The organism is Nocardia rhizosphaerae, assembly GCF_042650365.1.
In the GTDB taxonomy this organism is placed as follows: domain Bacteria; phylum Actinomycetota; class Actinomycetes; order Mycobacteriales; family Mycobacteriaceae; genus Nocardia; species Nocardia rhizosphaerae.
In genome coordinates, this window is the sequence record NZ_JBHSBA010000005.1 from 306723 (window position 1) to 319676 (window position 12954).

Here is a 12954-nt window from a genome sequence, read left to right on the forward strand (position 1 = left end):
ACATGCCGGAACCGGCGAGGTGTCGGTACACGTTGGCATGATGAGCTGTCGGGGACCGCGGTGCCCTACAGTTCGATTCGTCGCAGGCGAAGAGGAGGACGACGCCGTGTTCAACAAAGCGATCGAGAAGGCCGTGGTCGACGTGCTCGACACCGGTTCGAAACTGCAGGCGCCCGCCGTGCGTCGCTATGTCGAATTCCTACGCGAGCGTCATCCGGGCGATAACCCGGCGCAGATCGTCACGCGACTGGAGAAGCAGTACCTGCTCGCCGTCACCGGCAGCGGTGCCGCCGTCGGCGCGACGGCCGCCGTCCCCGGTGTCGGCACCCTGGCCGCGCTCGGCGCGGTCGGCGCCGAGACCGCGTTCTTCATGGAGGCCTCCGCGCTGTTCACGCTGGCCCAGGCCTACGTGCACGGCATCGAGCCCACCGACAAGGAGGCGAGGCGCGCCATGGTGCTCGCGGTCGTGCTCGGCGACGCGGGCCTGGCGATCGTGCAGAAGGGCCTCGGCACCTCGTCGAAGAACTGGGCAGGCACCCTCGCCAACAAGGTCCCCGGCATGGCGGCGATCAACAGCCGCCTCCTGCAGCAGTTCATCAAGCGCTTCATCACCAAGCGCGCCGCGCTGATGGCGGGCAAGGTACTGCCTGCGGGCATCGGCGCGGCCATCGGCGGCGCGGGCAACCGGGCGCTCGGCAAGGTGACCATCGACAACGCGCGCAAGGCGTTCGGACCCGCACCCGCGCGCTGGCCGACCCCGCTGCACAAGGTGATCGACGCCGACCCGCTGCCTGCCATCGACGCCGCGGCCCCGGTGCGCAACCAGTGACCGCGAGCAACGGCGACGCCATTCGGGTCAGCGGGGTCGGCAAGCAGTTCGATCTGATCGGCGCGGTGCACGACGTCGACTTCGCGGTCCCGACCGGCGCGGTGACCGCGCTGGTCGGGCCGACCGGCGCGGGCAAGTCGACGCTGCTTCGGCTGGTCACCGGCTTGCAGCAGCCGAGCAGCGGTGCCATCGAGATCGGGATCCCCGGCCGTGGTCCGCGCTCGATCGGCGCGGTGCTGAACCCGCGCGGCCTGCATCCGGCGCGCACCGTCGCCGATCATCTGCGCTGCTACGCGCCATTGGCCTGCGCGTCACGGCACCGGGTCGACACGGTGCTCGCCGAGACCGGGCTCGCCCCGGTCGCCGACACCGTCATCGCGGGGTTGCCGCCGGGCCAGGCCACCAGGCTCGCCCTGGCCACCGCGTTGCTCGCCGATCCACCGCTGCTCGTCCTCGACGACCCGTTCACCGACGCCGAGCCGTTCGAGCGCGGCTGGCTGCACGAGCTGCTGCGCCGCCACGTCGCGCGCGGCGGGAGCGCGCTGGTGAGTGCGGACCGCCTCGCCGATGTGGTGTCCTCGGCCGATCAGCTGGTGGTGCTCAGCGAGGGCACGGTGGTCTGGCAGGGCAGCCCGGCCAAGCTGCGGCGCGGTCATCCCGACCGGCTCGTCGTCGCGGCGGCGCCGTCGATCGCGCTGGCCACCGCGCTGGCCGCGCGCGGCTTCACCGACGCGGTGATGCGACCCGACGGGCGGCTCGCCGTCGCCGAGGCGGACGAGGCCACCATCCGCGCGGTCGCCGAATCCGCGCAGGTGCGCATCGCGAGCATCGTCGCCGATCCGATCCACCCCGACCGGGTACTCGCCTCGCTGACCAAACCGCGCAGGCACCGCCACACCAGGCAGGCCCCGCAGGTGCCCGCCGCGTTCGTGCCCGCCCCGACCTCCGCTGGGATGCCTCGATGACCTCCTCCGTGCTGCCCGCCGATCTCCTGCCCGGCTTCGAGTCCGAGGCGCGCAAGATCGTCGCCGTGCGCCCGGTCCGGCTGCTGCTCGGTGTGCCCGTGGTGCTGGCGCTGGTGGCGACGCTGATCACCGGGCTGATGGCGGGCCCGGCCGACCCGCTCGGTCAGCCGGTCACCGGCGCGGCGACGATCGGGCTCTATCTCGGGCTGATCGCGGCGTGCGTGGTGGCCGCGCTGCTCGGCATCGCCGCCACCGGCGGCGAGTACCGGCGTAAGACCATGGCACTGACCGTGCTGTTCGCCCCCGACCGCGACCGGCTGGTCACCGCCAAGTACGGCACCACCGCCGCCTTCGCTCTAGCGATCACCCTCGTCGCCGAAGTGGTGAGCCTGCTGGTGCTGTTCGCCGCAGCGCGCGGCAAATTCGACCTCGGCTGGCGGCTGCTCGAGGTGCTCGGCGCCGGGCTGCTGGTGGCCATGTGCTGGGCCGTGCTCGGCGCGGGTATCGGGCTGCTCACCCGCACCGTCGGCAGCGCGGCCTGGCTGGTGCTCGGCTGGGCGTTCGTACTGGAACCACTGATCTGGCTGGTGGCCAAGGGCTTCGGTGCCGGGTGGGTGGCCGCTGTGCTGCCGATCTCGGCGACCGTCGCCGGGGTGAGCGCGGGCTCGTTCGCCGAGGCCGCCGTCTTCGCGCCTGCGCCTGCCGCACTGGTGGTGCTGCTGCTGTGGACCGTCGCCGTCGGCGCCGCGGGCTGGTGGGACCTGCGCTCGCGCGACCTGTAACGCCGGTGGCAGCTACCGGACCCGGCTGGATCCGCCGCCTGTGGCGGCTGTGTCTGGCATACCCGCGGCTGCTCGCCGGGATCGTCGCCGCGGTGCTCGGCGGCGCGGTGGTGTCGATCGCGGCACCACTGGCGACGAAGCGCGCGGTGGACGCGGCCGTCGCCGGTGATACCTCGGTCATCGGCCCGGCGGCGGCACTGCTGGCGGCGCTCGCTGTCGGCCGGTTCGTCGTCTCGTTCGCGCGCAGGCTCTGGGCGGGCAAGCTCTCCCTGGAAGTGCAGCACGGTCTGCGGATATCACTGCTGGCCGCGTTGCAGCGACTCGACGGTGCCGGGCAGGACGCGATCCGCACCGGTCAGGTGGTCTCCCGTTCGATCACCGACCTGCAACTGGTGCAGGGACTGCTGGCGATGGTGCCGTGGTCGGGGCTGGCGGTACTGCAGTTCGTGCTGTCTGCGGTGGTGATGGTGTGGCTGAGTCCACCGCTGACGCTGGCCGCGCTGCTGGTGGCGCCCGCGATGGCGGTGGTGGTGCTGCGGGTCCGGCCGCGCCTGTACGCGGCGACCTGGTCGGCCCAGCAGCGTGCCGCCGACCTGGCCGAGCACGTCGAGCAGACCGTCACCGGCGTGCGGGTGGTGAAAGGGTTCGGGCAGGAGGCCAGGATGGTCGACGTGCTCGAGGAGCACGGCCGCCGCCTGTTCGCCGAGCGCATGCGCGCCGCCAGGATCAATGCCGGGTTCGCGCCGCTGGTCTCCGCGCTGCCGCAGGCCGGGCTGGTCGCGGTGATCATCGTCGGTGGGCTGCTCGCCCGGCACGGCACGATCGGGGTCGGCACCTTCCTCGCCTTCACCGCCTATCTGGCCACCATGACGGCATCGGCGCGCACGATCAGCTCGGTGGTGATCATGGGTCAGCTCACCAAGGCCGCCGTCGACCGGGTCTTCCAGGTGATCGACGCCGCGCCGGTGCTGGTCGACCCGGAGCGGCCGGTCGACCTGCCGCCCGGCCCGCTCGGCATCGAGTTCGACGCGGTGAGCTTCGGTTTCGAGCCCGATCAGCCGGTGCTGCGGGAGCTCGACCTGACGGTGCGGCCCGGTGAGACGGTCGCGATCATCGGTCCGGCCGGGTCGGGCAAATCGACGCTGTCACTGCTGCTGCCCCGGTTCTACGCCCCGGATGCGGGCCGGATCAACCTGGTCGGCACCGATGGAACCAGGGTCGACCTGGCCGAGCTGCGTGCCGATGACCTGCGCGGCGCGCTCGGCGTCGTCTTCGACGATCCGTTCCTGTTCTCCGACACCATCGCCGCCAATATCGCCCTCGGCAGGCCGGAGGCCACCGATGCCGAGATCGCGGCCGCCGCGACCGCCGCCGCCGCGGACGAGTTCATCGCGGCCATGCCCGACGGGTACGACACCGTCATCGGGGAACGTGGCCTTACTCTCTCCGGCGGACAGCGGCAGCGCATCGCGCTGGCAAGGGCCCTGCTGACCAGGCCGCGCGTGCTGGTTCTCGACGACGCCACCTCCGCCGTCGACGCCGTCACCGAGGCCGAGATCTTCCGCAGACTGCCCGACCCCGGCGGGCGGACCACGCTCATCCTGGCGCACCGGGAGTCGACACTGGCCCAGGCCGACCGCGTCATCCGGTTGCCCGCGCCGACGGGCTCGGCGGTCCCAGCCGCGCCCGCACCGACAAGCAGGGCCCGCGAGGTCGGTCGGCCGCGCTCGATGGCCGCCGCCGCGGGCGACCTCAGCGAGACCCCCGAACTGCGCGCCGCCGTCGACGCCCTGCCGCCGGCCACCGAGCGCCCCGGCCTGCCAGGCGACCTGCGCGCGCCGCAGCCCGGCTTCGGCCTGCGCGCGCTGCTGCGCCCGGTTCGCGGCCTGGTGTGCGCGGTGATGCTGCTGCTCGCGGCCGACGCGCTGATCGGCGTCGCATTCCCACCGCTGGTCCGCTACGCCATCGACACCGGCGTCACCGCGGGCGACGGCACCGCGCTGGCGATGGCGGGGGCCGCGGGCATCGGTCTGGTCCTCGCCGGTCTCGCGGTCGGCGTCGCGGTCACCGTGCTCACCGCCCGTACCGGGGAGCGGGTCCTGTTCGGCCTGCGGGTGCGCAGCTACGCGCACCTACAGCGCCTCGGCCTCGACTACTACGAGCGCGAGCTGTCCGGCCGGATCATGACCAGGATGACCACCGACGTCGACGCGCTCTCGACCTTCCTGCAGACCGGGGTGGCCACCGCGCTGATCGGGCTGATCACGCTGGTCGGCGTGGCGGTGGGCCTGGTCGTCATCGACGCCGGGCTCGCCCTGGTCGTGCTGGCCACCGTGCCGCCGATGCTGCTGGCCACGCTGGCCTTCCGCCGGGTGTCCTCGGTGGCCTACACGGTCTCGCGCGAACGGGTCTCCGCGGTCAACGCCGATTTCCAGGAGAACATCGCGGGCCTGCGCGCGGTGCAGGCCGCCCGCAACGAGCCGACCGCGGCCCGCCGCTTCACCGAGTACTCGCACCGCTATCGAGATGCCCGCGTCCGTGCTCAGCGCGCGATCGCCGGGTACTTCTCCTTCGGGTTGGCCTGGGCCGATCTCGCGCTGGCCGCGGTGGTGTATCTAGGCGCCAACGCGGTCGCCGACGGGCGAACCACCGCGGGCACCCTGGTGGCCTTCGTGTTGTATCTCGGCTTGCTGTTCGGTCCGATCCAGGAGCTCTCCCAGGTCTTCGACGGCTATCAGCAGGCCAGGGTCGGGCTGCGCCGCATCGGTGATCTGCTGCGCACCGAGTCCTCGATCGCGGCCGACCCGCCGGACGCGGTGCGGATCGACCGGCTCGACGGCGAGGTCGTCTTCGACAACGTCGGATTCCGCTACCCGGGTGCGGCCACCCCCGCACTCGACGGCGTCTCGTTCACCGTCCCGGCCGGCGCGACCCTGGCGCTGGTCGGCCCGACCGGCGCGGGCAAGTCGACGATCGTGAAGCTGCTGGCCCGGCTCTACGACCTGCCTGATGACCCGTCGGCCGGAACGATTCGGGTCGACGGGAAAGATATACGTAAATTTGTGCTCACCGACTATCGGCGGCGGCTGGGAATTGTGCCGCAGGAAGCTCACTTGTTCACCGGTGACGTCGCCAGCAACATCGCATTCGGGTATCCATCGGCCACCACGGCCGACATCGAATCGGCCGCGGCGAGCGTTGGTGCGGCCGAGATGATCGCCGGATTGCCGCAAAAAATAAACCAATCGGTCGGTGAACGAGGACGTGGACTCTCGGCGGGCCAGCGCCAGCTGATCGCGCTCGCCCGCGCCGAACTCGTCGACCCCGACCTGCTGTTACTCGACGAGGCGACCTCGACTCTCGACCCTGCTACCGAGTCATCGGTGCTGGTAGCGAGCCGATCGCTGGCCAAGGGCCGGACCACCGTCGTGGTCGCTCACCGCCTCGCCACCGCGGCGCGCGCCGATCTGATCGGCGTCGTCGAGCACGGGCGGATCGTGGAATTCGGAACGCACTCCGAACTCCTCGCCGTCGGCGGACGTTACGCGCGACTCTGGTCGGCGACGGGTTCGCGGGAGGGAATATTCTCCGCCGACGACGGGGCTGTAACCCGGAGGTCGGGTCAGTAGCAACACCAGGATGCCACTGGGCATATGCTCGGTGAGGGCGCATCGGCAGCCACCCGCTGATGAGTCTGCCGGGCACGTCACAAACGTCGCAGCGCAAAGAACGAAATGAGGCGAACACCAGCTGTGAGCAGCTCAACTTCCCAGTTCGGACAGAACCAGTGGCTAGTCGACGAGATGTATCAGAAGTTCAAACAGGACCCGACCTCGGTCGACGCGAGTTGGCACGAGTTCCTCGCCGACTACACCCCGGAGGCAGGCACCGAATCCGGTAACAGCCAGACTCCGGCGGCTGCTCCGGCACCGGCACCCGCGGCTACCGCCCCGGCACCGGCCGCGCCGAAGGCCACCGCCGCGCCGAAGGTTGCTGCGGCTCCGGCGCCCGCGCCCAAGCCCGCGACCGCGCGCACTCCGCAGACCACGCCTGCGCCCGTGTCGAACGCCCCGGCCACCGCGCCCAAGGCCGCCGTCGCCACCGCCGACGAGTCCAAGGTGCTGCGCGGCCCCGCCGCCGCCATCGCCAAGAACATGTCCGCCTCGCTGACGATCCCCACCGCCACCTCGGTGCGCGCGATCCCGGCCAAGCTGATGATCGACAACCGCCTGGTGATCAACAATCACCTGGCCCGCACCCGCGGCGGCAAGATCTCCTTCACCCACCTGCTCGGCTACGCCATCGTGCAGGCGGTCAAGGCGTTCCCGAACATGAACCGCCACTTCGCCGAGATCGATGGCAAGCCCAACTCGGTCACCCCGGCGCACACCAACCTCGGCCTTGCCATCGACCTCGCGGGCAAGGACGGCAACCGTTCGCTGGTCGTCGCGGCCATCAAGGGCACCGAGGAGATGAGCTTCGGCCAGTTCCACACCGCCTACGAGGACATCGTCCGCCGCGCCCGCGAGGGCAAGCTCGGCACCGACGACTTCTCCGGCGTCACCATCTCGCTGACCAACCCGGGCACCATCGGCACCGTGCACTCGGTGCCGCGGCTGATGCCGGGCCAGGGCGCGATCATCGGTGCCGGCGCCATGGAGTACCCCGCCGAGTTCCAGGGCATGAGCGACGAGCGCATCGCCGATATCGGCGTCGGCAAGCTCATGACGCTCACCTCGACCTACGACCACCGGATCATCCAGGGCGCCGAGTCCGGCGACTTCCTGCGCACCATCCACAACCTGCTGATCTCCGACGAGTTCTACGATGAGATCTTCCACGGCCTCGGTGTGCCGTACGAACCGGTCCGCTGGCGCAAGGACATCAGCGAGCGCGGCGTCGACAAGAGCGCCCGCGTGCTCGAGATGATCGCGGCCTACCGCAACCGCGGTCACCTGATGGCCGACACCGACCCGCTGCGCCTGGTCAAGGACAAGTTCCGCAGCCACCCCGACCTCGATGTCACCGAGCACGGGCTCACCCTGTGGGACCTGGACCGCACCTTCAATGTCGCCGGCTTCCACGGCCAGGAGCGGATGAAGCTGCGCGATGTGCTGTCGATCCTGCGCGACGCCTACTGCCGCCACGTCGGTGTGGAGTACACCCACATCCTCGATGTCGAGCAGCTCAAGTGGATCCAGGACCGGGTCGAGCAGAAGCACGTCAAGCCGACGGTCGCCCAGCAGAAGTACATCCTGAACCGGCTCAACGCCGCCGAGGCGTTCGAGACGTTCCTGCAGACCAAGTACGTCGGGCAGAAGCGCTTCTCGCTCGAGGGCGCCGAGGCCGTCATCCCGATGATGGACGCCACCATCGACCAGTGCGCCGAGCACGCGCTCGACGAGGTCGTCATCGGCATGCCGCACCGCGGTCGCCTCAACGTGCTGGCCAACATCGTCGGCAAGCCGTACTCGAAGATCTTCACCGAGTTCGAGGGCAACATGAACCCGGCGGCCACCCACGGCTCCGGCGACGTGAAGTACCACCTCGGCGCGCAGGGCCAGTACCTGCAGATGTTCGGCGACAACGAGATCGAGGTCTCGCTGACCGCGAACCCGTCGCACCTGGAGGCGGTCGACCCCGTCCTCGAAGGCCTCGTGCGCGCCAAGCAGGACCTGCTGGACAAGGGCGACGGCCCCGAGGGCTTCTCGGTCATGCCGCTGATGCTGCACGGTGACGCCGCGTTCGCCGGTCAGGGCGTGGTGGCCGAGACGCTGAACCTGGGTGGCCTGCGCGGCTACCGCGTCGGCGGCACCATCCACATCGTGGTGAACAACCAGATCGGCTTCACCACCGCGCCGGAGAACAGCCGCTCCACCGAGTACTCCACCGATATCGCGAAGTTCATCGGCGCGCCGATCTTCCACGTCAACGGTGACGACCCGGAGGCCTGCGACTGGGTCGCGCGCCTCGCGGTCGACTTCCGGCAGAAGTTCCGCAAGGACGTGGTCATCGACCTGGTCTGCTACCGCCGCCGCGGCCACAACGAGGGCGACGACCCCTCGATGACCCAGCCGGAGATGTACGACGTCATCGACACCAAGCGTTCGGTCCGCAAGGCTTACACCGAATCGCTGATCGGCCGTGGCGACATCTCCATGAAAGAGGCCGAGGACGCGCTGCGCGACTACCAGGGTCAGCTGGAGCGCGTGTTCAACGAGGTCCGCGAGCTGGAGAAGTACAGCCCGGAGCCGTCGGAGTCGGTCGAGGACGACCAGAAGGTTCCGGCCACCGTGCAGACCGCGGTCGACAAGTCGGTCCTGCAGCGCATCGGCGACGCCTTCAACAACCCGCCGGACGGCTTCAACGTGCACCCACGCGTCAAGCCGGTGCTGGAGAAGCGCCGCGAGATGGCCTACGAGGGCAAGGTCGACTGGGCCTTCGCCGAGCTGCTTGCCTTCGGCTCGCTGATCGACCAGGGCCACGATGTGCGCCTGACCGGTCAGGATTCGCGCCGCGGCACCTTCACCCAGCGGCACGCGGTGATCATCGACCGCCTCAATGCCGACGAGTACACCCCGCTGCACAACATCGGCTCGGAGAAGCCGGGCTGGTTCGCGGTGCACGACTCCGCGCTGAGCGAGTACGCCGCCGTCGGCTTCGAGTACGGCTATTCGCTGGGCAACCCGAACGCGCTGGTCCTGTGGGAGGCCCAGTTCGGTGACTTCGTCAACGGCGCGCAGTCGATCATCGACGAGTTCATCTCCTCGGGCGAGGCCAAGTGGGGCCAGCTCTCCGACGTGGTGCTGCTGCTGCCGCACGGCCACGAGGGCCAGGGTCCCGACCACACCTCCGGCCGCATCGAACGCTTCCTGCAGCTGTGTGCCGAGGGCTCGATGACCGTCGCGGTGCCGTCCACCCCGGCCAACTACTTCCACCTGCTGCGCCGCCACGCGCTCGACGGCATCCGCCGGCCGCTGATCGTCTTCACCCCGAAGTCGATGCTGCGCAACAAGGCCGTGGTCTCCGACATCAAGGACTTCACCGAGTCGAAGTTCCGTTCGGTGTTCGACGAGCCCACCTACGAGCAGGGCATCGGCGACACCGCCAAGGTCAAGCGCATCCTGCTGACCTCGGGCAAGCTCTACTACGAGCTCGCCGCGGAGAAGGCCAAGCACAAGCGCGAGGACGTGGCCATCGTCCGGATCGAACAGCTCTACCCGATCCCGACCTACCGCCTCAACGAGGCACTGGCCAAGTACCCCAACGCGACCGATATCGCCTGGGTCCAGGAGGAGCCCGCCAACCAGGGCGCGTGGCCGTTCTTCGGCCTCAACCTGCCCGAGGTCCTTCCCGAGCGACTCGGCAAGCTGCGCCGCATCTCCCGCCGCGCCATGTCGGCCCCGTCCTCGGGTTCGTCCAAGGTGCACGCCGTCGAGCAGGCCGAGATCATCGCCGAAGCCTTCGAGCCGACCGCGTAATCGGTTACCGCACAGCGGCGAACGCCGGGCGGATCGAGATGATCCACCCGGCGTTCGCCGTTTGCCCTACCCGCTCGGCTACCTGACCGGCGCCAGTTCCGCACGCCGCCGCGCCAGCATCCGGGCAAGGCGGTCGGTCGTCGGGTCATCGGGGTGTGCCACCGTCGGAGCGAAGCGGGACCACTGTCGCTGCCGTCGTGCCGACATCACGTTGAGGCAGACACGCGAGGGTCAAGCCGAGTGCGTCCAGGACCGCAGTGTCACATCAAGCGGCGGGGAACGCCGACCGGATTCCAGATTGTGCACTGTCGACACGCCGACATCGGCCAGGTCGGCGAGATCCAATTGCGCGAGCCCCAGCTGATGTCGACGGTCAGCGAGTGCTCGGCCGAATTCCGCAAGGGGACCCGGATCTGACACGATGCGCCTCCGCGGCCTCGGCCTGCTTTCGTCCAGCGTTGTCCAGGCAACGATAGGGCCGAACCGCCCGGGCCGGATCCTGCTTGGAGCCGAAAGCGCAGGCCGGAGCGGACACCCACCCCGGCCTGCTACTTCTACTCCCCGAGAGTGATCCAGGCCATGCCCGAGAGTTGTTCCAGGTCCATGTGGTGGGGATAGCTGTCGGTGGTCGCGACGATCGTCGCCTCGACCCGGCCCGGACCGGGCCCCATTCCCATTCCGGTGATCACGCCGTCGGGCGCGTGCTCGACGACCCCGTCGACGACTTTGTGGGACTGCCCGTTGGTGTTTCCGGTGTCGAGGTTCTTCCACCGCACCGCGACTCGGAAGACCTCGCAGTTCTGCCCGGTCTGGACGATTTTCACGCGGACACCGAGGTGACCGGCCTGCGGTTGCGGGACCGTCTCGGCGTTGATGATGGCCGCGCAGCCATTGCCCGGAATCCTGGCGAGAGTCGGGTTGAACTGGACGACCTGATCGGACGGCAAGGCCGCCGCTGGACTACTGAACCCGACGAGCGCGGCAACGGCCGCTGCGGCGGCCACCCCGACCCGAACCGAAACCCGTTGACTTTGTGTGCTTTTCAGACTCATGTTGGTGTTTTCGCGGGCCACCCGGAGATCGTTAACCACCGTAATGGTCTCGATGCGGCAACGCACCACGGAGATCTGGATCACAGAGTTTCCTCAGTCGGGCGGCACACTGCCCTCACAGAACCCGGGTACCGTCCAGCGCGAACCATCGGATGGGAGTGACGACAGATGAGCGGACGTAACGGATTTCTGCTGCTCGGCGGGATCGCGTCGGTCGGTGCGGGTGCGGTGCACTTCCTGGCCGCGGGCCTGCACGACGAACACACCACACTGGCGCGGCTCATGGTCGTGCTCGCCGCCGTCCAATGCGCCATCGGCCTCGCGGTACTGCTGAGCGAGCGCAGGCCGGTCGTGTCGGCGATGGTCGCCGTCAACGCGGCGGCGGTGGCGATCTGGGCGTACACCCGGTTCGCGGATATCCCGTGGATCACCGGTCTCACCGCGGAAGCGCCGGGGGTGGCCGACACGGTGTGCGCCGCGCTCGGAGCGCTGGCCGTCGCCGCAGCAGCCGTCGCGCTGCTGCGCCCGACCGCGACCCTGCCACCGCTGCGGTCCGGGGTCGCGGCCTCGGCGGTAGGTGTGCTCGCGCTGGCGGCGATGCTCAACGGCGTCGGCCACGTCCACAGCCACGGCGGCGACCACGCGGCCGGCGACGACCACGCCCACGCCGCGGGTGAGGACCACACCGACCTCGGTGACGCGTGGCCGCGCCCGTTCGACCCCAGCGCGCCGATCGATGTCTCCGGCGTACCCGGCGTGACCGCCGAGCAGGAACAGCGCGCGAGCGCCCTGATCCGCGACACCCTCGACAAGCTGCCCGCCTTCGCCGACGTCACCACGGTGGCCGCACTCGGCTACCGTTCGATCGGCGACTCGGTGACCGGCTACGAGCACTACATCAATACCAGCTACATCCGCGACGACGGTTTCCTCGACCCCACCCGCCCGGAATCGCTGGTCTACCGCGTCGACGGCACCGACCGCACCCTCGTCTCGGCCATGTACATCGCCAAGGGCAAGACGATCGACGACCCCGAGCTCACCGACTACGCGGGCCCGCTGATGCAGTGGCACGTCCACGACAACCTGTGCTGGCGCGCGGGCGACAACGGACCCCAGGTCGCCGGCGTCACCGACGCCGCAGGCAACTGCCCACCCAACTCGATCAACCCCGGATCCGGCAACCCGATGGTGCACGTGTGGATCGCCCCGCACCAGTGCGGCCCGTTCGCGGCACTCGAAGGACACGGCGCAGGCCAGGCCGCGACCGACGGCCGCCGCACCGACACGTGCGACCACGACCACGGGGGTGGCCACAAGTAGGTCGTCTCCGGCACGGGCCGCCCGCACGCGACAGTGGTCGGGCCCAGGTGGGCCACGGCGATCTGCCCGTCCGGCTGGGCCACCACCCCGAGCCGGACTGTCATGTTCAGCTCGGCCGCACCCACCGCCGCAGCGCGTCGATCGTGGTTTCCGGAGAAGTGTTGAAGCAGAACCGGATTCCGGGCGCCAGCGCGGTCGCGACATTGATCAGCCGCTCGAACAACAGGGTGTGCTCCGGCGCCATCCGCACGCCTGCGCCGATCATCGCGACTCCGAACTCCCGGCCGGCCACGCAATCGCGCAGCACAACCTCGGCGGCATCGGGGTCGGCCGGAACCTGGCAGGTGACGATGTCGAAGCCGGCCTCGCGCAACGCGGCTTCACCGGCCGTGATGCGTGCGGTGAGGGTGGCTTCGTCGAGCTGCGGGTAGCGGCGGTAGTCGACGGCGCCGGGGTGTAGGCCGATCGACAGCACGGTGTCCGAATACTGTTGTGCCACTGCGTCCTCCGTAGTCATGAGCT

At 69.8% G+C, this 12954-nt stretch carries 9 protein-coding genes; 6 read left to right on the top strand and 3 right to left on the bottom strand.

Features of this window, described 5'->3' with window-relative positions; all coding sequences use genetic code 11:
- Positions 1–106 precede the first annotated feature (106 nt).
- From ACFOW8_RS11105 to ACFOW8_RS11125, 5 genes are all read left to right on the top strand, one after another.
- Positions 107–829 (top strand): hypothetical protein, encoded by a 723-nt coding sequence (locus tag ACFOW8_RS11105; RefSeq protein WP_378549594.1) that lies wholly within the window; start codon positions 107–109, stop codon positions 827–829.
- Complete coding sequence (locus tag ACFOW8_RS11110; protein ID WP_378549597.1) at positions 826–1794, top strand: ATP-binding cassette domain-containing protein; 969 nt, start codon at positions 826–828, stop codon at positions 1792–1794. Before ACFOW8_RS11105 ends, ACFOW8_RS11110 begins: the two co-directional genes overlap by 4 nt.
- Positions 1791–2576, top strand: a complete 786-nt coding sequence (locus ACFOW8_RS11115) for an ABC transporter permease subunit (RefSeq protein ID WP_378549600.1) — start codon at positions 1791–1793, stop codon at positions 2574–2576. The genes ACFOW8_RS11110 and ACFOW8_RS11115 overlap by 4 nt, the downstream gene beginning before the upstream one ends.
- Before the next feature lie 5 nt (positions 2577–2581).
- Positions 2582–6205: an ABC transporter ATP-binding protein gene (locus tag ACFOW8_RS11120; protein ID WP_378549603.1), complete on the top strand. Its 3624-nt coding sequence runs from the start codon at positions 2582–2584 to the stop codon at positions 6203–6205.
- Between the two features lie 105 nt (positions 6206–6310).
- Complete coding sequence (locus ACFOW8_RS11125; RefSeq protein ID WP_378549606.1) at positions 6311–10057, top strand: multifunctional oxoglutarate decarboxylase/oxoglutarate dehydrogenase thiamine pyrophosphate-binding subunit/dihydrolipoyllysine-residue succinyltransferase subunit; 3747 nt, start codon at positions 6311–6313, stop codon at positions 10055–10057.
- A 231-nt stretch (positions 10058–10288) separates the two neighbouring features.
- Here the strand turns inward: ACFOW8_RS11125 and ACFOW8_RS11130 are convergent, their stop codons facing one another.
- Together ACFOW8_RS11130 and ACFOW8_RS11135 are read right to left on the bottom strand one after the other, a co-directional pair.
- Positions 10289–10477: a helix-turn-helix domain-containing protein gene (locus ACFOW8_RS11130; RefSeq protein WP_378549609.1), complete on the bottom strand. Its 189-nt coding sequence runs from the start codon at positions 10475–10477 to the stop codon at positions 10289–10291.
- 134 nt (positions 10478–10611) lie between these two features.
- On the bottom strand, positions 10612–11193 hold the full coding sequence (locus ACFOW8_RS11135; protein WP_378549612.1) for a hypothetical protein: 582 nt from the start codon (positions 11191–11193) through the stop codon (positions 10612–10614).
- Between the two features lie 84 nt (positions 11194–11277).
- Between ACFOW8_RS11135 and ACFOW8_RS11140 the strand changes: the two genes are divergently transcribed.
- On the top strand, positions 11278–12432 hold the full coding sequence (locus ACFOW8_RS11140) for a hypothetical protein (RefSeq protein WP_378549615.1): 1155 nt from the start codon (positions 11278–11280) through the stop codon (positions 12430–12432).
- A gap of 106 nt (positions 12433–12538) precedes the next feature.
- Here ACFOW8_RS11140 and ACFOW8_RS11145 read toward each other — a convergent pair whose 3' ends face one another.
- Positions 12539–12931, bottom strand: coding sequence for a hypothetical protein (locus ACFOW8_RS11145; protein ID WP_378549618.1), 393 nt, complete (start codon positions 12929–12931; stop codon positions 12539–12541).
- Between the last annotated feature and the right edge of the window lie 23 nt (positions 12932–12954).